The organism is Microbulbifer maximicatervae (SeqCode) (genome assembly GCF_052467305.1).
Genome location: NZ_CP174306.1, coordinates 1,651,364 through 1,677,288, shown reverse-complemented (window position 1 = coordinate 1,677,288; position 25,925 = coordinate 1,651,364). Strand labels below are relative to the sequence as shown.

The window sequence follows — 25,925 nt, the reverse complement described above, 5'->3', positions numbered from 1 at the left end:
CCTAGATTAAAGGATGCCGAACTATAGAAATACCTTTTAGTGGCATATAGCAATTGACATATCCAGTCCCTTCCCGACCCACACAAAAGAACAGTTATCAATCTAACGAAAAGACAATCTAGAGGTATACATAGCATTCCCTTATTATTATGGGACTCCTCTATCGATCATTATATCAACAGCAACTATTAAACTGCTAGATAGTGCTAAAAAGCACCTATTCCTAGGCACTTGCTTTAAGGATATTGTTAAAGTAATACACAAAGTTGCTTCTGTTAGAACTTCTAGAACACATAATTTGTACAAGTTACACCTGTGTTAGATATTAACATCTACAACTTTAACTGCCCTAGCAACAAAGTTTGAAATTATCATCTCATCCTCGCACAGAGAGCTTATCAAGCACTTGAATATAATCCTCCCCCATAGATTTCTATCACGATGATAGGGATATCGGGTAGCAGTAGATGGCATTACCGTGGATTTAAGCGTCTATTTGTTTAACCCAAAGATTACAATGTCTTGCAAGTTGTGCTCTACTCTGTAATATCACGTAGAACAAATACCAGGATTATTGTCAGAAATATCATTATGTATCAGTTTACGTATGAGCCTACCCCTAAAAATGTCCTACTGGACCTGATGGGCGTTAACAAGCGACACGAGCTTGGAACCAGTCAGCTCAGCTTTATATCTGATGCATTTGACATTTCTATCAATAGTCTACGAGTAACATTAAATAGATTGGTAAGTACCGAATTGGTCAGCCATGATGGGCGGGGGGTGTACCGTTTAACAGAAAAAGCGATCGCCAAACGTGCTTTTATCAACCGCTGGCAACATGATACTTTTCATTATGAAACTTGGGACGGTAGTTGGCTTACTTGTCACTTACCTAAAGGAATATCACGTACGGTTCGTAGAAAGTCATTATCGGTTCTCCAATGGTATGGTTTTTCCGTAGGCCTCGACCACCTGTGGGTACGACCCAACAATCTAAAACTCGCCCATTCTGAAATAATCGCTTCATTAGATACTCTTGGACTTGAGGTAGGGGCGAACTGTTTTGTATTGCATGAGGTTCCCGATTCATTAGTCTCTCAATGGGCTCACCAGCTATGGGATATCGGAAGGCTTGATAGCGAATATGACGATCTCGTACGGTCCCTTGAGAACAGCCTTAAGACTCTGTCAAATAAACCTATTTATACAACATTATCAGAAACATGCCGGTTGGGTGGTGAGGCCATTCATCGCCTAGCGATTGATCCTCTACTCCCAAAGATAATAAGACCGCAAGAGAAGTACCAAGAATTGAAGAATATCGTGCGTAAGTACGATCGTGTTGGCCGTAACATTTGGCTGGAACAGTTGAAGAAGTTAGGTGTTGACTAATAATCACAACAAGGTACTCCTCAATGAATATCCCAATTAGCAAAGAAGAACTAAAGCCTTTTCTGCAGCGTAGTGATGCCAGAGCTTGGTGGATAGTAGCAAGCGCTTGGATTGGCATCGTTAGTATTTTTGTTATTGCAGCACTATTACCGTATTGGTACGTATATATTGCAGCAGTATTCTTGCTTGCTGGGCGTCAACAGGCCTTAGCTGCAATCATGCATGAAGCCAGTCATAAAACGCTTTTCGCAACCCGGGCCTATAATAAATTCGTTGCCAAGTGGTTATCTTCACCATTTTTATTGATGGATGGTGATACCTATATTAAGAGCCATCTAAAACATCATCGAAATGCTGGCACAGATAAAGATCCGGATCTGAAGAACTACAAAGACTATCCTGTAAGTAAAAGGAGTCTAGCGAGAAAATTCATTAGAGATTTTTTGGGAATCACTGGTTTAAAGGCAAACCTATATCTTTTTTTAAGCGGTCGAGATTTGTTGAGCAGAAATAAGAGAGTTAATTATCAGTTGACACGGGGCCTGTTTGTTAACGGTATCATGTTTGCGGGGTTGTGGGCCTCTGGCTTTCCGCAGTTGTATATCCTATGGGTGATAGCCTACTTTACAGTCTATATGGCAATCATTCGAATGCGTCAAATCGCTGAGCATGCCGGGGTTAAAGATCTCTATCATCTGGAACCAAAATATAATACACGATCGGTTCCAAGGGGAATTTTAGGCTTACTCTTTGTCAGCCCCACCGATGGATTAAGCTACCATTGTGAGCATCACGCTTTTATGGGTGTGCCCACCTATAACTTAAGAGCACTCCATAAGTTTCTTAAGGCTCGCGGGTACTATGATGACGTAGAGCTGGCCGATAACTACCTTGGCGTGTTAAGGCAGGTGTTAAGATAGCAACTGAAACTGAATACTTCGCGGCAATACAGCTTAAGATAAGTATGATTCTTACGCCGTATTTTCCATACAGGCAGCAGCAAAAGCCATAATAACCTATCCGTGAAATGGTTTTTTGCTTTGCTGCCATCTAAATCCATACATTAGGGCTTCGCTTTATATGTGATAAATGCCGATCGAGCCCCCACTATTGCGCTTACTAGGAATATTCTGCACGCCCAATAGCCAACCTAATTGCTGCCTCCGCTAATAAATGATTGGAGTTCAAGGTAGGCAGAGGAGAGTTGGAGTCACTAATTATTAGTGGTATTTCTGTACACCCAAGTATAACGGCATCACAACCATTAGCCTTCAAACTTTGAATTACCTCTTGAAAGTAAGTTACTGAATCTGGCGCCGAGACACCACAGACCAATTCTTCCATAATTAAGCGGTCTATATTGTGTACCTGCTCATTTGTAGGTCGCACCCAACCAAGGTTCTGCCCTTCAATTTTCTTTGGGTAAACATCACTTTCCACCAGCCATTTGGTGCCTAAAATACCAAGCTTTTGATAACCGCGAGATTTCGCACTCTCTGCTACAACTTCAGCAATATGGAGCCAAGGTAGCGGTGATGATTCTTTTACATACACAAACGCCTGATGAATGGTATTATCTGGACAAATTAAGAAATCAGCACCCTGCGCTTTGAGCTTTTTAGCTGAAGAAAGCATTAGGTCACCAACACCCAACAAATCGCTATTATTCAATCGATCCACATAGTCTGCCAAAGAGTGAGTATGCATGGAGATTTCCGGGTGCGCATACTCCCCCAAAATTTTGGGGCTTTCAGTACATATTGTTCTGTAGCAAAGGGCGGCCCCTTCTGCGGAGCATCCAACTATACCTATATGTTTAGGCAAGGTTTTCATATTACTAAACTTCTATCTATTAGAATTAATCCGCCACTTAGAATGTCGGTCCCTTATGATACGCACTACTATCGATACTCACTTTAGAGTAACTAAAGGAGTCACTGAATAACTCCGTAATACCTCTGCGGGTCTTGAAGTCTGCAGATGTTAGGCGCAGCTCGCCGCGAATGGCCGAAGCCCTTTGCAAGAGCTGCAACGCAGCAGATGCGGCCTTCAAGGCCCGCCCTTCGGGGCTTGCAGAGCGATTCACACTCCGCGTTGTGACTTCTTGAAAGGTCTAGACATTCCTGCGAAGCCGCGCCTTGATTGTGAACCGCTCTGCATGCCAGAGGCATCACGGAGTTATTCAGAGGCTCCTAAACTTAAAACCCAAAGGCTACATCTCTACCGATATCAATATTCCCTTCACATATTTTTTTCAGCAAAAGTAATTTTGAAGACACAGCCAATCAATGTAACGCCTATCTCAAACGCTAAAGTACGCACCTTTTGATGGGGCAAATTAACTACTTGAGTATAGCGCTATTGATATCACGCTATTAGAGCGAGATACAGTATGGTTTGAAAAATCTGACAAGATAAACGGAAGGGATAATACTTGTTTTTTGGCTTTGTGGGCTAGGTGAGCGTAGATAAGACTTTCAGCAGGGAGGCCTTATCTACGCACTTGCTATCGAGTATGATTTTTAATCAGCGCAAGTTGTCTCTCTCTTCCTTCATGCGTTTACCTATCGCTAAATGCGCCGCTGGATCAAAATGGTAATAACCTGAGAGATCATCTGTTTCATGAGCCTCAACATTGTAGATGTTGTCTGCAACAGACTGTTGGGCAGACTGGATAGCTCCACTGGCATCACCATAGTGGCTTTTAGCAATAACAATGGGCAAGTCATAATCATTTAGCGCTTCCCGTAGGCCATTCACCAGACAGGTCAAATTCGCCTCATAGTTGTTTTCATTTACAGTTTGCCCTCCATCATTCCAACCCTGGAACCAGATAAAACTATCGATTTCAATCGATTTATTTTCATACTGCGGAAAGTAACCAGCCAAGACTTCAGGGTCGCGCAAGGCCTCAATCTTCTCCAACATCGCAGTGTAAAGAGACTCCTGATTTTCCTCATCTTGGGTCCACTCATTAGCGGCGGAGTCATGGCAGCCAGGGACCTTCCAGTCAACTCTCAGGTCAGTACCACCCTGAACCACTTTTAAAAGCAACAGATCGTTCTCAGTCTCGTCACCGAGGTAGTGCCCTAAAGTGAGCTCTGGTCCATAGCGGTTAGTAGACACGCCGTAATTGGGGAACAATTCACCATGGCGCTCAGAGAAGGAGAGAGAACCGGTATCATTCAATGAACCCTGATACTGCAGTACAGTAATATCGTCTCGTGTACCTTCAAGAGCTGCGTCCAGGTGACCATCAGTATAAATTTCAGCTACCTCCATAGCAGTACTCATTTGCATCCAGGCATCGTAGTTGTACCCATAGGAGCCATCGCTAGAGGAGAAGTAATATCTACTGATGGTGGCAAAGAGTCGGTCAGTCAGATCAAAGTTACGGCTATCACAGGTTTCACCTGTATGAGAGTCGAGACTGCCTGCACGGCAGAGGAATTGCCCGAGCTTCTGCACCACAGGATCTTCGTTATCATCGCTAAGTCTCTGGTTATAATCGGCTAGCGAATCACTATTATTGATAAACTGCTCTGTTATCTGGTCATCACTAATCGCCGTAGAACCACAGTCGACATCGCCGTAGGTGTAATCTGCATTGGCATGACAAATCAGCTCTTGCAAGCGATCTAACCGGGTGTTGTTGCCTTCCATATTGGACTGGCCTGCCATAACCACAACTTTTACAACATCCTCATATGAAGTATCACCCACTGGATCGGTATTTACGTCACCACCAGATGGATAGATAGCAAAATCATAATCATAAAACTCAAAATCCCTGAAGGTGTCAGGAGTTGTGACTACGAGAGCATAGAGTTCATGATTGGCAGGTACCGGTACTACGGTACTTGAATCTTCCCCGGAGCTATCAATATCAAATGGATAATAGCTACGAGAGCCAGTAGATGGGTTGTAAACCACTGCACGACCACGGAAGTCCGCATGAGCTGGGTTATTTTCAGCATCAACCCTAACCGCAATGGTGTAGTTACTGTCTTCAGTAATACCTTCTACCTTAAAGGCATTAAAAGCCCAAGAGCCTGGTACAAAACCGGTATCCATATCAGTCCAGCTGTTACCCGTCCCCTCCTGATCAAATGTTTGAGTGTACTTATTATCGTGGGTGCTGGCATCAGGGTGCTCACTCAACATCCGACTCAAAGAGGCTGCCTCCGATACCTGGTAGGCCTCACTCTCAACCATATCCCAGGTCGTGATTTGTGCGGCAAAATCTGCAAATAGGGCCTTCATATCGTGCCCTTGTGCTGTTAGATAGGCATCCGCTGCTTCCAGGTCGTTGAGCCCATCCCTGGAGTCACGGAATACACCTCCCATCAGATCCTTACTCACAGCATAATTAGTCAGCCAAGACCAGAAAATATATGCACCGTACTGATGCCCGCCTTTAAAGTCATAACCATATTGGTGATCGACGGGAGAGTCTTGAATGGCCCAAAGGGTAATATGTGGGTGGAGGGTGTAGTAACCCAGCAAGCTATCTTTAACGCCCGGGATATTGTGATCCGCGCCCCAGCTTGCGGAGGATTCCAGGGTGTACTTACCACTGGACTCACCTGTAACCCTGTTTAGCTTACCCTGATAGGAGTGGAAGTTCTCATGCATCCAGTGCTGGGCGTTAGACTGGGTAAGCGGGTTATCCTCCAGGGTGTAATTCTTAACGAACGTATTACTAATTGAGTCATTGAGTTCTAAATCACGGGTGGAACCTTCATCACTGAAGTAAGTGCAAAGCTCGCCTTTTCCATACATGCCGGCTTCAAAGATATTCCTCTCCCATACCCGCTCTTGAGCCACAATATAATGCTCAAAATTAGCCATGGTTTTGTCGGTATCATCCGACCACCATTGGCACTGGTACGTTGAACAAAGATAGTTGTTGTAACCATCATAGGGGCTGGTAGCAATCATGGATTCATTGCACTTACTGCCACCCAGGTCCATGACTTCATCGTATGTCAGCACACGCTCATAGAGTCGCGCATCCCAGATTTTTCCCGCAAAGGGCCCAAATTGCAGCATGTCGCCCAAGTAAGGATAGCTATCACCATCAACAGATATCGAAGTAGAAGCCTCACCGTTTACGTACACGGTTAGCGTGCCATTGTCGACCGTAACTGCGACATGATTACAGCTACGGGTTTTTAAAGTACTTTCTGCGTTAGAAAACTGCTGGCTGTCTTGGCCGCCCAATTGCCCTACAACAACCTCATCACTGATGCCTATATAAAAGCTGCCGGAGTTATTATCACCATTAGTATCGGCAATTGATCTCACCATCACTTCATCGTCTTCAGTACTATCCGGGATGAACTTAAAAGACAAGCTAAAATGCGCGAGGCCATCTTTCTCAGGAAGAGCCACCGTCATGTCTGCATTATTAAAGTCGTTGCGACTGACAAACATTGTGCGCCCTTCTACATCTGGATCCGAAGATGCACTTTCTGTTAGCGCAGTACCCTCAACAATCACAGAATTTCCACCCGCTACATCACGGAATTCCAAGTGAGACGGGACATGCACCAGAAGGCTGTCAGCTGGTCCATCCAGGAAATCGCTGGCACAATCATTTGCCGCAACTTCAATAGTAACTGTCGCAATATTACTAGCACCACTACTATCTGACGCTAGATATGAGAAGCTATCAGTACCCGTAAAGTCTGTTGCAGGGAGGTACTCCCAGCGACGCCCACTTCCTGTTAAAGTGCCATGCGCCGGCTCCGACTGAATAGAATATTCTAGAGAATCCAGATCTTCATCATACGCAGCAAGAAATATAGATTTTGCAAGTCGGCCGTGTGCGGCCATCTGTACCAACTGATCATTGGCAATGGGCAGCGTGTTAGAATCATCACCTTCATCCGGGGTATCTACCACTCCCCCACCCGAATTTCCACCGCCTGAATTTCCACCACCCGAGTTATCACCGCCAGTGTTCTCTTGCGGTGTCGTCTCATCGTTACTACTACCTCCGCCACCACAGCCAAAAAGTAGTGCGCTTAATAATAATACGAGGGGGGCCTTAAATGCCTTTTCGGAGCGATTTGTTTTGCTGATACGTATAAACATTACTTGTCATTTAGAAATACTGAAATTAACAAACGAAGCTTATCCGTATCTCCTCGCGGGTACCGTGAACCAGTTCTTTGATTGAGTCACCCTGACTTAAAATTAAAGCCACCACTAAAATTTATTGACTTACTTAACTTTTCCACGACGGCTCTTTTTGACTACTAAGGCTTACAAATCTATTGGCTATTTATAGAACATAGAAAATTATCAGTCTTCTCTTGAGGCTTGATAACTAGCTATCTAACGAAAGCAAGGCGTTATAAGTGCACTTAACTTAGCCTTCCCTTGAGTTAGCTTCCCATGCTCATTCATCAGGCAATTAAGGCATACCTTGAGTATTTCAACATCTACCAAGACACTGGACCCTAAGCTTGCTGCCAATGTTGGAAATATATTTGATATCAGAAAGAGTACGACAAGACAGGTTAGACGGTTAACCAAGTCGCACTTAAAAAAACGCTTCTTTATCTCTCAGGTTTTGCAGACCATATCACAGCATTATAAACAAGGCTCTTGCAGTAAATCTTTTGCAAAGCGTTGGGCATAACTTCTCTAGTTATTCACAACACAGCCTAGTCAATTAAAAGTAAGAAGGTATAAATTTTGCTTACCCAATACAGGAAAAAGACACAACCCCAGCTTCATAAGATTGAAAATATAATTATGCTCTTTTCACCCGCAATCAAAAAGTAATTATTGATCACATGGATAGAGGTGAGTGTCCACAAAAATTAATACTCCTATTTTTGCACGATACGAAACCCTAACCCCTTACAAAGAAAAGGCAAGCCAATTTTCTACATTTTGTAGAAATCGATCCGCACCGAAAAAAGAAAATTTATTCGCAACAATCATCAACTTGACTACACTGTAGCTCCTACAAAAAGCCCAATTTGATATAAGAACACCTTTATGTCTAGCAGAGAAGATTCTCATCAAATTAGAATCTGTAATGCTCAGAAATGACAATTGCTGTTCACATGGATGTTTGCGATAACTACAAAATTAGTTGAAAAGACTTGCGAGCCCTTTTTGAAATGCAAGACATAGCTGATCAGTTTATTATTTCGTTTTATGGGGAAGCTTTAAGACTCATATACGAGGCAATAGCCGGCTCTATTCTCGAGCACTAGCTTCGCAAACTACACAGATATAATCCAGGGATTTACAGACAGCTTGCCCGCCAATTTCAGCGCCCGTGTAGCTTATTCAATGATTTAGATCGATAATATAGCTAAATCAAATACCGCCCGGTGACGTTAACTATCGAGCATCTTTAATCAAAATTATCCGCGGCTTGTCTTGAATGCCACCCACTCCTGGCACTCGCGAATTGTTTTCAGCTATTACTCTGTAAGGAGCCCTCTGAATACTGCGCTTCTGGCTGCATACTCCATAGAAGCGCTAATGCCATCTGTCACCATTTGGCTGCTAAAGATGGCGGCAATGGGCACTCTCTACTAACGCATTGCACCAACCAGTCTAAGGGTCGCTAGTAAATGGCCATCCCAAAAGAAGGCCAATTATTTGGTTGCAAATGAAACCCTCGCCCTATTCTTGATGGCAAAGTAGGATAGGTACTCCGCCTGCAGGTGCAGCGCGGCACTAAGGAATAGAGAAACCAGAAGACACCATGACCACACAGCAGTTCGACGACTTAAATGTTGTCTCCCAGGAAGTACTGATCAGCCCGGAGACGCTGAAAGCAGAACTCCCCATTAGCGATGCCGCCGAGGCGACTGTCGCTGGAGGACGCGCCGCCGTGCGCGACATCCTAGATCGCAAAGACCACCGCCTGATGGTGGTAATCGGGCCATGCTCCGTTCACGATGTGAACGCCGCAATGGATTATGCCAAGCGCTTGAAGGCGATTGCGGACAAGGTTTCCGATACCCTGCTAATTGTAATGCGCGTCTATTTTGAGAAGCCCCGCACCACTGTTGGCTGGAAGGGCTTGATCAACGACCCTCACTTGAACGACTCCTTCAAGATTGAGGAGGGGCTGCATATTGGCCGCAAGCTGCTATTGGATGTTGCCGAGCTAGGGTTGCCTACTGCAACAGAAGCACTAGACCCAATCTCCCCTCAGTACCTGCAGGACCTAATTTCATGGTCTGCCATTGGCGCGCGAACCACAGAGTCACAGACCCACCGGGAAATGGCCAGCGGCCTATCCTCTGCCGTGGGCTTCAAGAATGGTACCGATGGTGGCCTGGAGGTGGCTATCAATGCCCTACAATCGGTCGCCAACCCCCATCGTTTCCTCGGCATCAATAAGCACGGTCAAGTTGCGATTATCCACACCGCGGGCAACCCATACGGTCACGTTGTACTTCGCGGGGGCAATGACAAGCCAAATTACGATTCAGTGAGTGTTGCAATGTGCGAGCAGGAGCTGCGTAAGTCTAATATCGTGCCAAACATTATGGTCGATTGCAGTCATGCCAACTCCAATAAAAACCACGAATTACAGCCCCTGGTGGTCGACAATGTGACTCACCAAATCCTCGATGGCAATCAGTCGATTATTGGCATTATGGTGGAAAGTAACCTGAAAGCCGGCAACCAGAAAATTCTGCCAAACCTAAGCGATATGGAGTATGGCGTTTCGGTAACCGATAAATGTATCGATTGGGAAACTACTGAGTCCCTGCTATTAGGCATGGCCGAACAGCTACGCAAACCCCTTAAAGCACGCTCCTCTTAGATCTCCCCCTGGAGAGGCCCATAGCGGGCCTCTTTCCTTCCGAAAAGATAACCGCCACAGCTTGATCTCCCTACAAATTACGCTATCCACTTGATAAAGACCCTACAAAAAGAGTACTTTTGCCCTGCCGTAACAGATAGCTGTCGTATGTTTCCTTCAATCAGCTAAATAAAAATAAGCGGCTTACTAACTGAGGTTGAAATCTGGCACCTAATTTTACATTTATGGGAAATAGGAAAGCAGCACATATGGAACTGCAGTCCAACAAAGTACCAATCTATATCTTTGGTGGGTTTACTCTGACCTGGCTACTTGTCAGCCTAAGTTTTGCTCTCGATGGGGGCTCCACCATCTCCTGGCTGGCCACCGCACTCTGTACTCTTCTCGCAGTAATCACATTCTCCTTTCGGGCAACACATTACATTGATGGAGAATCAAAAAGCTATGTTTCCAAGAGACAAGCCCTCTGGCATAGCTGGACCGAGAGGCAATCGCTAGCGGCGTTCAAAGGGGTTAAGGTTGTCTCCTACTCACCCCATACCACAGACCGTAAAAGTAGCCACTCCAGCTGGCGGGTAGTACTGGTCCCCCGCCAAAGTAACGGTAGCAATAGTATCCAGGCGCAGGCCTTCCACTCCAAGAATGATGCGCTGGCCTACGCGCATGAACTCGCGCTCTTTACCGCGCTCCCCCTACTGGACTAAAGAGCCAGTACTCTTAAGGCACAAGTGGGGATATAGCCCTTCTCACTCTAACCTCCTTTGTTAAAGCTGTTGCCACCCAACTCCGCAGGGGTGCACAAATCAACTCTACTCGACCCTCCAGTCGAGACACAAAAACAGAGGAGCCTCGAAATGGACCCAATTCAATGGGAAATGTCGAGTTCTACCATCGTTCGCAAGTTGGACGAGAATGCACTCCAAGTAACCTTCCCTCCCCCTCACCTCGATAAGGTGAAACAAGGCGAGCTGCTGAAGTTTCACGCTCATATTAATGTCGAACAAATGCCTGAGGGGCATCACCTAAAAAAAGCCACCATATTTTCCAACGTTCCTAATGGTGGAACATGGGAGCTTATCTGTGATGAAGGCACAGCCGTCGGCGGTAGAGGCAGTGCCCCATCTCCAATTATGTACTTCTCTGCAGGACTAGCCCTTTGCATGATGTCTCACATCGAAATGCTGGCTAAACTTGGCGGGATCAAATTAAAAAGTGTAAGGCTAGAGCAAAAAACTGAGTTCTCAACCACTTTGAATTTTGGGGGTATCAAACCGGAAGAAGTCTTTGGCAAGGGGGATAGAGTGGAAATACACTTGATTGTTGAAAGTGATGAGCCAGAAGAAAAACTTGTAAAATTCATGCATTGTTGCCGGCAGGCCTGTATGTCACTTCAAACCGTTTCCAGTGCTACACCCGTTGATACCCACCTCTTTATCAATAGTAAAGCGATTGAGTTCAATTAAATACCCTGGGATGGCCTCACAGACCAAGAGGCCATAGCCTAATAGCGCTTGTTATTAATCGTTTTCTACATCCTCAATCCGGGCTTTAGATAAGGCAGAAGCGACAAGACCTGTCGGAATTGCAACCACCCCCAAACCAATCAAAAGCACAAAGAAAGTAAATATTCTCCCACCGAGAGTAACTGGATACATGTCACCATAACCCACAGTGGTTAAGGTTGTAACTGCCCACCACAAACTGTGAAAGATAGATTTAAATTGTTCCGGCTGAGCAGCGCTCTCAAAATAATAGATACCTACAGATGACAAATAAAGCAAGATCAGAGCTGTTACTCTAAACAATACCAGTTCCTCTTTAATCATACGAAATGCACGACCGAATCGCGCAACAGCCTTGCTATAGCCGGCCAATGGAACTTTTATATGCAAACCAATGGTGTGAATAGAACTGTACAGCGGCTCGTATGGACCGACTGGAGTTCCTACCTACCCTATTTTGCCTACTAATAATCAGGTTTCTAAAAAGGCCAGATTGGTTGAATAGAGTATCAATCTGGCCAGCAGAAGGTCGCATATAGCATGTACGGAAAAGGATACCTGTTTGGTATTGATGCTGCACTTGTCTTATGGCTACTGCTTAGATATGTCGACAAGCGCTACTACCAAGAGAAAAGAGAATTAAAAAGAAAGAAGCTTCAGGAAATTCAAAAGAACAAAAGAGATGATACGTAAAACCCTGCCATATTTGCTTTTAAGGCTGGATTAAATCCCTCTGCAAGCCCTCAACCAATGCCTGCCAAACTACCTCTACCGCTTTACTTCTTATAGACCTTCCCAAGCACACTAGATGGATCGGTTGCAACTCAGGGCTTCTCCATTGCTGAAAGATAGATATCAACTTGCCCTCCGCTAATTCCCTGCGCACCAGAAGAGGATCAATCATAACTATACCTTGGCCCATTGTAGCTAATTCAACTAATGTACGGCCATCATCGACCACCATCGCCGGATCAATGGCAATGGTCATTATTTCGTTACCATCGTTAGAAAAGTGCCAGTGGTCAATGGTTGTTGTTTGGTTACTAAACACTAAGCATTGATGCTGGCTTAAATCATCTGGAGAATTAGGTTCCCCCCTACTCGCCAAATAATCCGGGCTGGCAAACCACCCCCAACGCTTTTCACCTATTCGGCGCGCTACCAATGAAGAGTCCGGCAAGTGCCCCGTGCGAATGGCAATATCAACTCCTTCATCCAGTAAGTTCACAACCCTATCGCTTAAGTTCACTTGAAAAGTAATTTTTGGGTAGCGTTGCTTTAGTAGTGGTATGGATGGCAATAAGTACCGCTGCCCCATTAAGGTAGAGCAACTTATCTTAACTCTACCAACAGCTTCATCCTGTTGGGAGAGGATCAGGTGTTCGGTATTGCTCATTAGCTGAGCCATAGTCTCCGTTGCTTCCAACAAAGCAGCACCGGCATCCGTAAGGCGCAATTGCCGCGTACTTCTGTGCAATAGACGCTGATCAACAAACCCCTCCAGCTGTGCCAGCTTCTTGCTGACTGATGAGCGAGGTAAGCCCAGCTGATTAGCAGCCCCCTGAAAACTGCCTTGCTCAATGACCAACCGGAAGACGTACAAATGTCCCAAGTATTGATGTAGATGCTGCATTCTGCCTCATTGCTTCCAAATTAGAACCAAAGTGTTGCCCTAACGGTGCCTTATTGATACCAGTCTAACAACATATCCTCCTAAGCCTAATCTTGGCAACTGCCATTCATTGCACCATTACAATCGCAAGAGAGGATCTATGGGACACCAGCAGAGAACAAAAACCATCGCAATCACTGGTGGCACTGCCGGTATTGGACTCGCAACAGCTAAGCACTTTTTATCCGAGGGCTGGCAAGTCATCATCACGGGCCGAAACGCTGAAAAACTGGAACAAACAGCCGAGGATATCGCGGGCCTCTTTGGGAGTAGCGGCCAACTGACATGCCACCTATGTGATAGTGGAAAACTCGACCAAATTGAGCAACTGGGAAACAAATTACAAAACGATGAGGTTAAACTGGATGCCCTTATCTTGAATGCCGGTATTTTCAAGCCTGGGATATTTGAGGAAACCGATGAAGCCCTCTTCGATCACACTTTTGATATCAATGTGAAGGGGCCTTTTTTCACGCTGCAAAAATTACTACCGGTGATGAATAACCCCTCCAGCGTGGTTTTGCTTTCGAGTATTGCCGTAGAGAAAACTTTTTCGGGAACTTCCGCTTATAGTGCGAGTAAGTCTGCCATTGAAGGTTATGCCCAGGTCCTGAATGCGGAGTTAGCGGTGAGAGGAATTCGTATAAATAGCGTACGCCCCGGAATCACCCTGACCGAAATCCAGGAAAAAGCCGGCATGAGCCAATCAGACATTCAAAGTCTCGCAGAAAGTATGATGGTAACGCCACTGGGCCGGGCACTTGAGGTAGATGACATAGTGCCAGCAATCCACTACCTGGCCACAGATCACTCAGCCGGTATGCGAAATGCACACCTGAAGGTTGATGGGGGCTACTGCCTCTAACCGGCTTGAAAGTGCACAAGTGGGGGCCAAGCCCTCCACTTGTGCGAATGAGTACCTTTTGCCGAAGCTTTCTCGTAGTTCACCCCGGCATTCTTAAACACGGGAAATAAGCTACACTGCAAGTCCCAATGCAGCGCGATTACAATATGTAGCTCGCACAATCTCGCGGATCTCTACAGAAACCATCTCCACATCGGGCACGGCTGCACATAGGGCCTTGGCTAGTAAATGAGCCAAGCTTTGTCGCTGCTCAATACTTCTACCTGAAAGCAAACTGCACTCCAGGTGTACAAACGGTGCTGGTTCAGGTCCAACCAAATAGTGCTCGACAGGTAACAAACGAACTTTAATATCCCCCGACTCAAACAGTGCAGACTGATCTGCAGCGGCATGGATAGAAGTCAGTAAGCTATCAACATCTACCAACTCAAGTAGGTTAGAAGGACACTGGATAACACAGTGAGGCATAAATACTCCCAGGTGAATTTTGAAAAAAACTTGGTTTCAACTATTAAGTGCAATCGTTTTATACTACAAGCAGATCATCTTGCAGATCCATAAATAACTCATTCGGTAACCTTCCACCCCGACTCGCTTTTGGTCTACTATTCAAGCGACCCATTACAAATTGAACCTGCTCGTCTGTTACTTTATTAAAGTCAGTATCCTTTGCGAAATTCTGCCAAGTGTCCGGGTTTTTTTAAGCTGTAAATCTGGTATCGTTCGTTCTCGCTCATTTGGTAGTAGCTCATCTGTGCCTTTCTCTTGGTCGGGAGAGGTGCCGACTCTACCAGCTGAGCCCTCCCTTGCCAATTGCACTTATTATCCGAAACCAAGTGAGATTAAAATTTAGAACCAAACTCACATTTCACTAGCTGAGCTTGATTACAAGCTCAGACTTAAAGAGAGTTATAAATTTTAAAGATATCCTTTTCTTTCACTATCCAGCTAAGCTTTAGCTAAAATTCTAGATATATTGCTGCTCTAGGAAAATCTTTTGATTTACCTGAGCAGCCTAAAATCTATACTTAGAATAAAGATCTCTAAAATTTACATTGTACGTATTCCGTTCGGTCTAGATTAATGATAACAATACCATTTAAAATCAAACAACTAACTTTATACATAAATACAAATTATACAGTCCAATCAATAAATATAAACCGCTCCTGCAGAATAAGCTTCATTGTTCTCAGGATTTGCGAGCAAACCACTATCGGAACTTCCTTCACCGTTCGCCCCTACTGCTAAACTAGCTCCATCTCCACTTAGCGCAACAGAGCCACCAAATTTGTCTCCCGAGTCTGTGTTGCTCGCCTTAATATAAGCCTCACTAGACCAGTCTACGCCATTAAATATATAGGTATAAACTGCTCCTGCTTTATTTGAAGATTCGTCTGTACTATCTCCGAACAATCCTTGGCTATAGCTTTTCTCTCCCCATGCTCCCACGGCGATAAAACTGCCATCATCACTCAGGTTTACCGCCTCTCCAAAGTAAGCCGATACATGAGGATTGGAAGCTTTCAAATAGGCAGTTTGCTCCCAAGCGTTTTCTTTTCGAGAAAAAATGTAGACAGCGCCACTGTTAGATCCACTTTGTAATGGGGCGCCAACTGCTAGAGTTTGCCCATTACCACTTAAATTGAGCGCAAATCCAAACCAATCACCAGCGACAGGATTACTAGCCGATATCTTTCTATCTTCTACCCAAGATTCACCATCCAACTGGTATAGATAAACGGAACCTGCCTCTGCATTGTCAGCATAAGCCCCAACTGCGAATGAAGCCCCGGCATCATCAAGGCTTATCGAAGAACCAAAACCTAACCCCTCAGAACTATCAGTAGCCTTAATGTAGGCATACTGCGACCAACCTCCCTCCTCATTACGGAACACATATACCGCTCCAGAATCTTCAATTGAATCGCCATCAAGACCACCATCTTCACTGGGTGCGGTTACTGCTAAAGTAGAACCATTCCCACTAAGACTAAGGGCATAGCCAAATAGGTCATTATTTCCTTGATTGTCTGCTTGAAGTCGGGCGCTATGGACCCAACCTTCATTACTTCGGGAAAAAATATGAACAGCGCCCGCAGAAAAATTATCATTTTCCCCGTTCTCCTTGAATGCCCCTACTGCAAGCGTATAACCATCATCGCTAAGGCTCAATGCAGTTCCAAACTCTGCAGCTTCTTGAGGATCTGGAGACTTAAGATAGGCTTGCTGTGTCCATTCGCCATCTTCCCGACTAAAAATATAAACTGCACCTGAATCAGGTGTCAGGTTATCCTCTTGGTCACCACCGCTATCTTCGCGAGGAGCACCTACTGCAAGCAGGTTGCCATCATCGCTAATTGCTAGATTCCAACCAAACTGATCGTCAGCATCCGTATTACTGGGTTTAAAATAACCGATACTACCTATCACATCCTGATCAATCGCTACTGCATCAGAATCGATACATCTCTGATCATCGCAGGTTTGCAATAAGTATTGAGCATTAAGCTTTTTGAATAAAGGCACCACTAATTCAATGCGTTCTTCTTTTGGCGCAATGGGATTTCCAATAGGTTCAAAGCCAGAGTGCCCATCAGCATTTTCAAATAACTGATAATAAGTTGCCCCAGAAACATCGCTCCAGCGAAAGGTTAGCGTTTTAGGTTTCTCATAATGGACCGCCATCGTAGCAGCTGTAAGCTCGCCACCTGTGTCTGGATTATCTCCCCCACTCGAAGATCCATTACAACCTGAAAGATATACACTGAACATCAAGATTGCTAGGTTAATATTAAATTTCACTATATGCTTTCCTTATAGGTCATCGTATCATTTTTCAAAATTCTCTTATTCTTAGTTCTGGATCAGATACAATTGTTATTATCAATACGAAAATATAGAATATTCTCGCATCGCCCTAGCACTAAAATATCTCCAACAAGAACCACTGCGAGAAGTAAAATTCGAATAAACTTCGAATATATTCCTTGGTTTCAACTATTAAGTGCAATCGTTTTATACCACAAGCAGATCATCTTGCAGCCCTATAAATAACTCATTCGGTAACCTTCCACCCCGACTCGCTTTTGGTCTACTATTCAAGCGATCCATTACAAATTGAACCTGCTCGTCTGTTACTTTATTAAAGTCGGTATCCTTTGGGAAATTCTGCCAGGTGTCCTGCTTTTTTAAGCTGTAAATCTGGTATCGTTCGTTCTCGATCAGTTGGTAGTAGCTCATCAGTGCCTTTCTCTTGGTCGGGAGAGGTGCCGGCTCCACCAGCTGAGCCCTCCCTTACCAATTGCACTTATTACCCGAAACCAAGAAAAGCTACATGACCGGAGCGGGTAATGTATCCGCTGGCAGTAAGCGATTAATGCTCCAATTCAAGATATGGGACACCCAAAGTCCGTCGTCATCCACATAGATCCCATGTACAAAGCCAAATTGCTTCTGTCCCCGCCCAGGCTGGCCTTTATAGCGCATCTTTAGATCACCAGACAGGTCGTACTGTCGCACTTCCTCGGCCCGTGCATCTGTCATCCACAAAGCATCACCTTTGAGAAACAGAACATAGGGGTAACCTATTCCACTCCATTGAGTTAAATATTTACCCTTTGAATCAAAGATCTGTACCCGGCGATTTTCACGATCGGCAATATATAACTGCCCCTCAGAATCAATCACAATGGAGTGAGGGAAATTAAACTCTCCAGGGGCCTCCCCCTGACCACCCCAGGTGGTTACCAAAAGGCCATTCTTATCCAGCTTTACGATGCGGCTGTTGCCTTTATCCACCACATAAATAAATCCATTTCTATCCACTGCAACATCTTGGGGCTGATCGAACAGCACCAAGTTGTAGTCGCGATCAAACCAGCCTTCACTGGCTGCACCTCGCTTCCCCAATACCATGGCTACTTCGCCATCAGGTGCAAATTTCAATACCAGGTGCGTGGCAGTATCGGTAGTCCAAATATTGCCCTTATGGTCTATACGAAGACCATGCGGATTTTCAAACAGTCCCGCGCCAATTTCACGAACAAAACGCCGCTGTCCATCGAACTCCAACAGCGAATGAGACCCTCGGTGAAACACAACAAAGTGGCCATTCTCCCTGCGGACCACCCCCGCAACCTCCCCAAAGTGCCAACCCACTGGCAACTTAAAATCACCCCCCTTGACGTGAAATGGCTGGCTGTTTGGCGGTGCCTCGGCCAGCGTAAAGGCGCTGGGAACCAAAATCAGGCATAGCAATACAATCACTCTCATCAGAAACCCTTCTTAACTTGTCGATCTGCCAAGATATTGTGACTTTTTCCTATAAATGCGTTAATAGCATAATTTTGATATTCACTCTTTCCTGCCAGGAAATTATTGGAGGTTCCTTTGGACCGGTTCCACTTAATTCAGGTGTTCACTACGGTGGCGCGATTGGGGTCATTTACCCGTGCCGCCCGGGAATTGGGGTCCACGGTGTCCGCTGTGAGCAAGGCCATCCAACAGCTTGAGCAGCGACTGGGTACTCGGCTAATTCACCGTACTACCCGATCCCAAAGCCTTACGGATGCGGGGCGGGACTACCTGGAAACCACAGAGCGTGTCCTTAATGATCTACGGGAAGTGGAAGAGCGACTAACCAGCTCCAAAGGGCAGCCCTCTGGATTGTTGCGGATTACCGCCCCAACGGCTCTGGGGCAGTTCTGGCTGGCACCTAGGCTACCGAAGTTTACAACTGAGCACCCAGATATCCGTTTGGACCTGATTCTGGATGATCAGCTTCGGGATCTTACCGGTGAAGGGTTTGACCTGGCATTGCGATCCCAACCTGCACAGCCCCAATCAACGCTCTACTCTCATCAAATCGGCCGGCACGATCGGCTCCTGGTAGCATCTCCTGAGTACCTGGCAAGGATTAAGTCCTTTTCCTCCCCGGACCAACTCAATAAATTCCAACTACTGTGTTACAAGTACAGCCGCGATCCACTTTCCTGGACTTTTAAGATGGGGCAGGAATCGATCACGATTGCCCCCAAGCCCTACTTTTCAAGTAATAACTACTATTCCCTCTATCAAGCAGCCCTATCTGGCGCCGGTATAGCTTGCCTTTACGATTATTTGGTAGAGCGGGATATGACGGCGGGTAACTTGGTTCAGGTTCTGCCGGATTGGCAGCAATCAAGCAGGCCACTTTTTGCGGTGTATCAGCAGAGAAGAGCCGCCTCCGCCAAGCTGGATGCCTTTTGGAGGTTTCTGGAGGAATGTTTTGAGAACAACGCCTGCTGACACTCCTGTAGCATAGGCGTTTGTATATTTAGTTGGCGCTGGGGGGGCGAACCATTTCATTGGCAAGTACAGGGACCCCGCTGTAGGTAGTTTGCAGCTCCCTGGTCACCACAAAGCCATATTTGCGATACAGGTTTTTCACCGGGTCATTGGTCTTGGCAACCTGCAGGTGTACAGCGCCACTGATGTCCCCTAACAGGTACTCCAGCAACTCCCGCCCTATCCCCTGACCTCTAAACGAAGGATGCACAAATAGTGCACGAATCTCATTCTTATATCGCGCGCCATAGCCAAGAACATCACCTTTTTCGTACACATAAATATCCGACTCCATCAGCTGGGCCAAACGTTTTTGATCTTTATCCAGTGGCAGTAGATTGAAACTCCGGCTTTCAAACCGTAGCTCATCGAGTTTCGAACGGGCATATATATCCAGCACACGTGGATAGTCATTTTTATTGTATTTTCTAATCATTTTGAGAGTGAATCTGTACAAAAGAAGACAAGTTCAAATTTATCTTCCTGATTATCAATTGAAGTAAAGGGGACAACAAGGGCTGCTCTAAACTAATTAGGTAACCTAACTAAAGGAACAACAACTGTGTTTAAAAAACACCTGCATCTTACCTGAACGAAAGAACCATTTTGAGTTACTGCCTAATCAAAAATTTTCATCAAATTTTTGAGGGGACTAATTTATAGTAAATACTAAGCATGTTCAGAAAGAAAAGAGCTTAGCTGTTCAACATCACTTCTCTCCAGTCTAATTGATAAATTAGCACCAAATACAAGCATCCAGCTGTTTAGTTCAATTTTTACCGGAGAGAACTTGCTTTCTCTTTCAATAAGTAGATACTCTTTAAAAATTCCTTTACTTTGCCCCAGTTTTAACCTATCAATCATTCGAGAGTCGAGAAATCTTTTGAAGCGGCTAATACAATCGACCGGTATTTTTATCACGAGACTATCATAAGATACACCTTCTGCCGGCGTCCTTATTTTAATCGAAAAATGATCGCCCCTAATTCTCCCAAAACTAATTTTTCCAGACTTATTTTGAATAGTAAATGACTTCACAGGTCGTCCTTTCTATATTCCTACATCAACTACTCGTTACAGTAACTTCACACATCAATACTCGGCATTACCCGACTTTAGACACGAGCTGCAGTAGCTGCGCCGACTTGAGATAAATTACTCTGCTGCTCCCGCGTTCGCTCGGTCAAGTCAAAATCCTCAAGAATGCCATAAAGAGCCGGCAGCACCAACAGAATCAAAACGGTTGAACTACTTATCCCAAATACAATACTGGTCACCAGTGGAATCAGTATCTGGGCTTGAAGACTGGTTTCGAACATCAGTGGCAACAATCCGGCCACTGTTGTCAGTGAGGTAAGGAAAATAGCCCTGAACCGGTCGCGACTGGCTTGACTCGCCGCCGAGTGAACGTCCATTCCCTTTCGGACACGAAGCTTCACAAACTCTACTAACAGGATTGAATCATTCACCACAATTCCAGTGAGAGAGACAAATCCCATCATGCTGGGCATCGTCATATTCTGCCCCATAATAATATGTCCCCAGACTACACCTATTAAAGCCAGGGGAATCGCCATCATCACAATTACAGGTTCGGTATAACTACGAAATTGAAGCGACAGTAGTAAATAGATTCCTATTGCCCCGATCAACAAGGCCTTACCCATCGATAGACCTGTAATGAGACTATTCTCAATCTCTCCTTTCATGGTTACCCTTAGGCCCGGAAATTCCTGCTCCAATGGTGCAAAAAAGTTCTGTTGGGTATCCAGCAGAATTTCACTGGCATTGGCCCTCTCTGTAAAAACATCTGCAAAGACCGTAACAACACGCTCACCATTTATTCTCTGGATACGCGCATAGTCCCGGTGCATTTCAATATCGGCAATTGCCATCAAGGGTACACGCTGCCTTGTTTCAGGGTGGATAATGACAAGCTCGTCAAATCGTGACAGCGCACTGCGAGATGGCTCATCCATTCGAACACGAATTTCGTAAGTCTCTCCCTGATACTGCACTTCATCAATCTCTGTGCCCTGATAGGCAGCTCTCAGTTGAGTGGCCACAACACTGGCATCAATACCAGAAGCATAAACCCCCTCCCGCATTCGGACCGTCAGCTGTGGCTTACCAGGACGCAGGTCATCCAGTACATTCACCACTCCTTCGTAACTGCGCAGCCAGTTTTGTAGACGTATAGATATTCCTTTTAGCTGATCAATATCCAGCCCGGCCAAGCGAAGGTAAATAGCTCGTCCAGCTGGACCAGGCGATGGCTCCTTATACAAAATCGCGATCGCACCAGGTATATCGCCAGCAGCCTTACTCCAGGCCTGACGTAACTCACTGATACTTGTATGGCGAACCTCTGCAGCCAGTAGGTCGACATTTATTGTGGCTACATGAGCTCCACTCTCAAAAGCATCGCCATTCACACCGTAAGTAACACTAATGTGCTCGATAAGTGGCGCTACCTCTTTCCCTGAGAGGTTTCCAGCAGCTAAATACAGGGCCTTCTTCTGATACGCCACCAGTTTTTCCATTTCTACGAGGGAGGTTCCTTGAGGCATTAGAATTCGGGCCTGTAGTAAATCTCCCTCCAATGTAGGAAACCCTTGGAATTTAACTAAACCCGCTGGAAGAAGACTCACCGTAACAAAAAATAGCCCCACTACGCCGCCGACAAAAGCATATCGGTATTCCACCGCTTTATCAGCGACACGCCCGACATACTCTCTCCACAACTCAAATCGCTGAGCAAAAGCGACTTTCCAGGCTGATGGGTTTTCCTTGTGCGAAAGGGCATGACGCAAATGGGCGGGGAGAATAAGAAAGGCTTCAATCAGGCTAACCACTAGTACAGAGATTAAAACAACTGGCAAAACTTTGAGGACCTGCCCCATGTCCCCTTTGATAAAAGCTAATCCAGAAAAAACGATCACGGTAGTGACAAATGAGGAGATAACCCCCCTTGCAACACGCTTGGTTCCGATAACCACCGCCTGAAGAGGTGTACGGCCATCTCGGTATTCGGTGGCGATACTTTCCGAAAGCACAATGGCATCATCCATCAAGATGCCAATTGCAATCAGCAGCCCCACCAAGCTGATCATATTGATGGATATACCCAAAGCAGTAATCACAGCAAAGGCGCCGAGAAATGAAACGGGCAGGCCCATAACCACCCAAAACACATATCGCCCGCTAAAAAACAAATAAAGGGTCAGCGCAACAAGAATAAGCCCTTGCCAGGCGTTGGTAATAATCATCCTTAAACGATCAGCAACAATTGAGGCGCTATCCTGAGTAAGAATCAACCGCATTTCTTCCGGCAAACGGGCATTTTCCGCTTGTACAAATTCGCGAACCGCTTCCAACACCCTCAAACTGTCATCCACACTGTTTTTCTGAACAACAAGCAATGCGGCTCGCTGCCCATCAAAAGTGATTTTGTCCTCCTCCTTTTCAAAACTGTCGTAGATAGTGGCAATATCGCCCAATCGCACCTCTGCGCCAGCCATTCCTTTGACAACAATAAGTTCTTCAAGCTCTGCTGCGGTGCGCCGCTTTTCGGTAAAACGAACCTGATACTCCCGATCAGGTGCAGTTACCTTACCGGCGGGCATATCAATTGCCTGCTTATCGATAATTGCGGCAAGATCGGCAACACTCAGTCCATACTGTCGCAAATTGTAATCTGAAATTTCCACTTGCAATTGATGGTCTGAAAAACCGGAAATTTTGACAATGGGCACCAACGGATGACGAAGTAACTCTCGGCGATAGTGCTCGGCCAATTGGTTGAGCTGGATCAAAGGCAAATCTGCGCTTAGGGCAACACTCACCACCGGCTGGGTACGTCCCAGCTCTTCTATTACTGGCCTTTCGCTCTCAGCAGGAAGGGAGTCTATCGCATCTACTGCAGATTCAATGTCGGCAAGAAACTGCCCCATATCACCTGCTTCCTGCATTTTCAGTTTCATCACGCCAAGATTGTCTGCAGCTTCACAGCGGCGCTCATCAATAAATGGGATGCCATCCGTTGCCTCTTCGAGGGGGAGGCAGATACTGTCTTCGACCTCAGCGGTAGCTGCACCAGGATAAAATACTGAGACTTGTACTTCGAACTTGTCGATTTCCGGCATAGTCTCTCGCTTCATCGTCGGCAATACGAAAAAGCCAGCCAGCATTAAACCCACCATAAGCAAATTGGCAGCAGTTGGGTGGATCGCAAAAAAGCGAATCACTCGCCAACTTCCTCTGCTGCCACGGCCAGGTCTGAAACTCCCATTTTGACATCGATGACAGATACTGCCGTCCCACTGATTGCTGGGATAACATCAGTAGTTATCACCTGATCTCCAGGCACCAAGCCAGAGCGGATAACAGCTAGATCACCCAGGTAGTAGTCCACCGTTATGGTGCGAATCTTCAATTGATTATTTTCAGCCAAGTAGACCCGCCCTTCATGCATGGCTCTGCGAGGGATAACTAAAGCTGGCGAAGGAGGTGCAATAAGCTTAATCCGGGCATACATACCACGAAATAGGGGCGGCCGACCCTCGGCTACTATATTTCGATAAGGGTTATCCACTGCAACCACTACGGAGAGAGTTCTGCTTGTGGTATCCATGGTACCTCCAACTCTCACTACCCTGCCCCGCCATTCCACCGGTTCAATACCACCTACCAGTCCAACCCTGGCCTCCAATCCCAATAAGGCATCTGAGAAGTCGTCAGGCGAGAAAGTTTGATCACTGGGAGATTCAATACTCCGAAAAAGAGGCACTATTTGAGCCATCGTCAGTTCGGCTGAAACCTCCACCTGATCCATACCATAAGCGACAAAAAGCGGAGTCCCATGGGCAACAGACTGGCCAGCCTCCACATAGACATCACCGATCCGCACGTTATAGGGCAGGCTTATCCGGGTTCGCGATAACTGGTAGCGACTTTCACCAAGCAGCGCTTCAGCACGACTTATCTGGGCCTTTATCACCTGCCTACGAGTGGGAAAGAGGGAGAGATTACCCTTTTGAAGTTCAACTTCTTGTCGCAACTTCAATACCCGTTGCTCCTCCGCATCAGCCGCTGAGCGAGAAACAATCCCCTTAACCGCCAACTGCTCTTTTCGCTGTAATTCCTGTTCCCCTAATTCCAGTGTCCTCTGAGCTATTTCCAACGAACGCTGGCTATTAGCCTTTTCAACCTCCAGTTCTTGTAATTTTGCACGATAAACAGCCAAGTCACTCTCCGCTTGAGCAACGGCCAATTGATAGCTGGTTTCGTCAATATTTAGGATTGGTGCCCCGGCAGATATTATTGCGCCAGGTTCCAAATCAGCCGACACTGAAACCACACGACCACCAACTTCAGAGTTTGCCTCAAGGATAAGGCTCGGCATCACCTCTCCAAAAGCAACAGTTTCAGCTCGAATAGGCATTCGCTTCACTTCGATGGCTTCCACCAGCAGTTCCGGAACTTGCCCTTCGTATCTTTGTGGTTTCTGTCGACTGGCCACCAGCGACATAGCCATTAAAATTCCACCAAGTATCAAAACGGGTAGCATTCGACGACGCTTTAGTAAGGCTTTGATTGCGCTACTTGTCATAGTTTTACCCATAAAGAACTGGCCGAACCAGACCTTAAAAAGCCTAGTGCCACTAAAACCCAGCAGTTGAATACTCTATTAAAGTTCGCAGAACGCACAACACCCTGTAAAGCTTAAAGTAGTTACTCAATATATTTATTTATCATGTAATCTGCGCCAACTCATATCAATCGACTATCAATATTGAATCTAATCCCACTTCGATTCGCTCCCCCCTTAAATTCACTGAACTATGCTTGGGCTACCAAATTCCGACCTAACTGACAGTGGGACAAAAATGGCGAACAATCACAAAGAAACATCAAAAGCGATACTGGAATTGTGGGGGGACAACTTCCCCGACAAAGCGACAGATTATTTATCACCGGATTATAAAAATCACCAAATGCCCTATGCTGGCGGTTCCACGTCGGTTTTATCGATAAAAGACTGCCTGGATCTAGTCGCTGAATTTCACCAGGGATTCTCCAACACAAAATTAGAAATTCTGGTACAAGTTGCCGAGGGTGATTATGTCTGCACCCGCTGGAGGATTACCGCCACCCATACGGGTAAATTCCTACAGTATGACGCGACAGGAAAAACCAGCAGTTGGACTGGCGTACATACCGATAGATATAAAGATGGAAAAATGGTGGAAAGCTGGGTGGACTGGGATAAATACACTTTCCTGGAGCAATTAGGTTTAGTTGAATAGCCGACCACGAACCAGTCAAAGGTAGCCTAGACAACGCTACCTTTGA

General features: G+C 45.7%; 19 protein-coding genes and 2 pseudogenes. 8 read left to right on the top strand and 13 right to left on the bottom strand.

The window, feature by feature from the left end; translation table 11 throughout:
• Window positions 1-591 precede the first annotated feature (591 nt).
• A complete protein-coding gene (locus tag ACJJI4_RS07545) occupies window positions 592-1,395 on the top strand; it encodes a hypothetical protein (protein WP_444897538.1) in 804 nt (267 codons plus the stop codon).
• Window positions 1,396-1,418: 23 nt separating this feature from the next.
• On the top strand, window positions 1,419-2,315 hold the full coding sequence (locus ACJJI4_RS07540) for a fatty acid desaturase family protein (protein WP_444917350.1): 897 nt from the start codon (window positions 1,419-1,421) through the stop codon (window positions 2,313-2,315).
• A 199-nt stretch (window positions 2,316-2,514) separates the two neighbouring features.
• Here the strand turns inward: ACJJI4_RS07540 and ACJJI4_RS07535 are convergent, their stop codons facing one another.
• The gene (locus ACJJI4_RS07535; protein ID WP_444927608.1) at window positions 2,515-3,228 is read right to left on the bottom strand and encodes an aspartate/glutamate racemase family protein; all 714 of its coding nucleotides are present in this window, start codon (window positions 3,226-3,228) and stop codon (window positions 2,515-2,517) included.
• A gap of 693 nt (window positions 3,229-3,921) precedes the next feature.
• On the bottom strand, window positions 3,922-7,494 hold the full coding sequence (locus ACJJI4_RS07530) for a sialate O-acetylesterase (RefSeq protein WP_413665537.1): 3,573 nt from the start codon (window positions 7,492-7,494) through the stop codon (window positions 3,922-3,924).
• Window positions 7,495-9,130: 1,636 nt separating this feature from the next.
• Here ACJJI4_RS07530 and ACJJI4_RS07525 point away from each other — a divergent pair.
• The 3 genes from ACJJI4_RS07525 to ACJJI4_RS07515 all read left to right on the top strand — a co-directional run bounded on the left by ACJJI4_RS07525 (window position 9,131) and on the right by ACJJI4_RS07515 (window position 11,667).
• Window positions 9,131-10,204: a 3-deoxy-7-phosphoheptulonate synthase gene (locus tag ACJJI4_RS07525; RefSeq protein WP_444927607.1), complete on the top strand. Its 1,074-nt coding sequence runs from the start codon at window positions 9,131-9,133 to the stop codon at window positions 10,202-10,204.
• Between the two features lie 248 nt (window positions 10,205-10,452).
• Complete coding sequence (locus ACJJI4_RS07520; RefSeq protein WP_444912874.1) at window positions 10,453-10,908, top strand: hypothetical protein; 456 nt, start codon at window positions 10,453-10,455, stop codon at window positions 10,906-10,908.
• A 150-nt stretch (window positions 10,909-11,058) separates the two neighbouring features.
• Window positions 11,059-11,667, top strand: a complete 609-nt coding sequence (locus ACJJI4_RS07515; protein ID WP_444927606.1) for an OsmC-related (seleno)protein — start codon at window positions 11,059-11,061, stop codon at window positions 11,665-11,667.
• A gap of 54 nt (window positions 11,668-11,721) precedes the next feature.
• Here the strand turns inward: ACJJI4_RS07515 and ACJJI4_RS07510 are convergent, their stop codons facing one another.
• Both ACJJI4_RS07510 and ACJJI4_RS07505 read right to left on the bottom strand, forming a co-directional pair.
• On the bottom strand, window positions 11,722-12,078 hold the full coding sequence (locus tag ACJJI4_RS07510) for a potassium channel family protein (protein ID WP_444927605.1): 357 nt from the start codon (window positions 12,076-12,078) through the stop codon (window positions 11,722-11,724).
• A gap of 340 nt (window positions 12,079-12,418) precedes the next feature.
• Window positions 12,419-13,339 (bottom strand): LysR family transcriptional regulator, encoded by a 921-nt coding sequence (locus ACJJI4_RS07505; RefSeq protein ID WP_444927604.1) that lies wholly within the window; start codon window positions 13,337-13,339, stop codon window positions 12,419-12,421.
• A 139-nt stretch (window positions 13,340-13,478) separates the two neighbouring features.
• Here ACJJI4_RS07505 and ACJJI4_RS07500 point away from each other — a divergent pair, with 139 nt between their 5' ends.
• Window positions 13,479-14,243, top strand: coding sequence for an SDR family NAD(P)-dependent oxidoreductase (locus tag ACJJI4_RS07500; RefSeq protein ID WP_444927603.1), 765 nt, complete (start codon window positions 13,479-13,481; stop codon window positions 14,241-14,243).
• Between the two features lie 111 nt (window positions 14,244-14,354).
• On the opposite strand, the gene ACJJI4_RS07495 is transcribed toward ACJJI4_RS07500, so the two are convergent.
• From ACJJI4_RS07495 to ACJJI4_RS07475, 5 genes and pseudogenes are all read right to left on the bottom strand, one after another.
• Window positions 14,355-14,711 carry a 5-carboxymethyl-2-hydroxymuconate Delta-isomerase gene (locus tag ACJJI4_RS07495; protein ID WP_444927602.1) on the bottom strand — a complete coding sequence of 119 codons (357 nt, stop codon included), beginning with the start codon at window positions 14,709-14,711 and terminating at the stop codon, window positions 14,355-14,357.
• Window positions 14,712-14,769: 58 nt separating this feature from the next.
• Window positions 14,770-14,925, bottom strand: a pseudogene (locus tag ACJJI4_RS07490) (IS30 family transposase); the annotation flags it as partial.
• A gap of 467 nt (window positions 14,926-15,392) precedes the next feature.
• Window positions 15,393-17,048: a histidine kinase gene (locus tag ACJJI4_RS07485; protein ID WP_444927601.1), complete on the bottom strand. Its 1,656-nt coding sequence runs from the start codon at window positions 17,046-17,048 to the stop codon at window positions 15,393-15,395.
• Between the two features lie 213 nt (window positions 17,049-17,261).
• Window positions 17,262-17,417: pseudogene (locus ACJJI4_RS07480) on the bottom strand (IS30 family transposase); the annotation flags it as partial.
• A 159-nt stretch (window positions 17,418-17,576) separates the two neighbouring features.
• The gene (locus tag ACJJI4_RS07475; RefSeq protein WP_444927600.1) at window positions 17,577-18,518 is read right to left on the bottom strand and encodes a peptidyl-alpha-hydroxyglycine alpha-amidating lyase family protein; all 942 of its coding nucleotides are present in this window, start codon (window positions 18,516-18,518) and stop codon (window positions 17,577-17,579) included.
• Window positions 18,519-18,635: 117 nt separating this feature from the next.
• Between ACJJI4_RS07475 and ACJJI4_RS07470 the strand changes: the two genes are divergently transcribed.
• On the top strand, window positions 18,636-19,532 hold the full coding sequence (locus tag ACJJI4_RS07470) for a LysR family transcriptional regulator (RefSeq protein WP_444912868.1): 897 nt from the start codon (window positions 18,636-18,638) through the stop codon (window positions 19,530-19,532).
• Between the two features lie 28 nt (window positions 19,533-19,560).
• Here ACJJI4_RS07470 and ACJJI4_RS07465 read toward each other — a convergent pair whose 3' ends face one another.
• The 4 genes from ACJJI4_RS07465 to ACJJI4_RS07450 form a co-directional block, all read right to left on the bottom strand.
• Window positions 19,561-20,007 (bottom strand): GNAT family N-acetyltransferase, encoded by a 447-nt coding sequence (locus tag ACJJI4_RS07465; RefSeq protein ID WP_444912867.1) that lies wholly within the window; start codon window positions 20,005-20,007, stop codon window positions 19,561-19,563.
• A 233-nt stretch (window positions 20,008-20,240) separates the two neighbouring features.
• Window positions 20,241-20,609: a hypothetical protein gene (locus tag ACJJI4_RS07460; RefSeq protein ID WP_444912866.1), complete on the bottom strand. Its 369-nt coding sequence runs from the start codon at window positions 20,607-20,609 to the stop codon at window positions 20,241-20,243.
• Window positions 20,610-20,686: 77 nt separating this feature from the next.
• A complete protein-coding gene (locus tag ACJJI4_RS07455) occupies window positions 20,687-23,818 on the bottom strand; it encodes an efflux RND transporter permease subunit (RefSeq protein ID WP_444912865.1) in 3,132 nt (1,043 codons plus the stop codon).
• Entirely contained in the window at window positions 23,815-25,182 is a 1,368-nt protein-coding gene (locus ACJJI4_RS07450) for an efflux RND transporter periplasmic adaptor subunit (protein WP_444912864.1), read from the bottom strand. Before ACJJI4_RS07450 ends, ACJJI4_RS07455 begins: the two co-directional genes overlap by 4 nt.
• A 277-nt stretch (window positions 25,183-25,459) precedes the next feature.
• Here ACJJI4_RS07450 and ACJJI4_RS07445 point away from each other — a divergent pair, with 277 nt between their 5' ends.
• Window positions 25,460-25,879 carry an ester cyclase gene (locus ACJJI4_RS07445; protein WP_282933128.1) on the top strand — a complete coding sequence of 140 codons (420 nt, stop codon included), beginning with the start codon at window positions 25,460-25,462 and terminating at the stop codon, window positions 25,877-25,879.
• The last annotated feature ends 46 nt before the right edge of the window (window positions 25,880-25,925 follow it).

Excerpts from the sequence above, each read along its gene's own strand:
- ACJJI4_RS07545 (WP_444897538.1), top strand. The coding sequence starts at position 592 with ATGTATCAGTTTACGTATGAGCCTACCCCTAAAAATGTCCTACTGGAC.
- ACJJI4_RS07540 (WP_444917350.1), top strand. The coding sequence starts at position 1,419 with ATGAATATCCCAATTAGCAAAGAAGAACTAAAGCCTTTTCTGCAGCGT.
- ACJJI4_RS07535 (WP_444927608.1), bottom strand. The coding sequence starts at position 3,228 with ATGAAAACCTTGCCTAAACATATAGGTATAGTTGGATGCTCCGCAGAA.
- ACJJI4_RS07530 (WP_413665537.1), bottom strand. The coding sequence starts at position 7,494 with ATGTTTATACGTATCAGCAAAACAAATCGCTCCGAAAAGGCATTTAAG.
- ACJJI4_RS07525 (WP_444927607.1), top strand. The coding sequence starts at position 9,131 with ATGACCACACAGCAGTTCGACGACTTAAATGTTGTCTCCCAGGAAGTA.
- ACJJI4_RS07520 (WP_444912874.1), top strand. The coding sequence starts at position 10,453 with ATGGAACTGCAGTCCAACAAAGTACCAATCTATATCTTTGGTGGGTTT.
- ACJJI4_RS07515 (WP_444927606.1), top strand. The coding sequence starts at position 11,059 with ATGGACCCAATTCAATGGGAAATGTCGAGTTCTACCATCGTTCGCAAG.
- ACJJI4_RS07505 (WP_444927604.1), bottom strand. The coding sequence starts at position 13,339 with ATGCAGCATCTACATCAATACTTGGGACATTTGTACGTCTTCCGGTTG.
- ACJJI4_RS07500 (WP_444927603.1), top strand. The coding sequence starts at position 13,479 with ATGGGACACCAGCAGAGAACAAAAACCATCGCAATCACTGGTGGCACT.
- ACJJI4_RS07495 (WP_444927602.1), bottom strand. The coding sequence starts at position 14,711 with ATGCCTCACTGTGTTATCCAGTGTCCTTCTAACCTACTTGAGTTGGTA.
- ACJJI4_RS07475 (WP_444927600.1), bottom strand. The coding sequence starts at position 18,518 with ATGAGAGTGATTGTATTGCTATGCCTGATTTTGGTTCCCAGCGCCTTT.
- ACJJI4_RS07465 (WP_444912867.1), bottom strand. The coding sequence starts at position 20,007 with ATGATTAGAAAATACAATAAAAATGACTATCCACGTGTGCTGGATATA.
- ACJJI4_RS07450 (WP_444912864.1), bottom strand. The coding sequence starts at position 25,182 with ATGACAAGTAGCGCAATCAAAGCCTTACTAAAGCGTCGTCGAATGCTA.
- ACJJI4_RS07445 (WP_282933128.1), top strand. The coding sequence starts at position 25,460 with ATGGCGAACAATCACAAAGAAACATCAAAAGCGATACTGGAATTGTGG.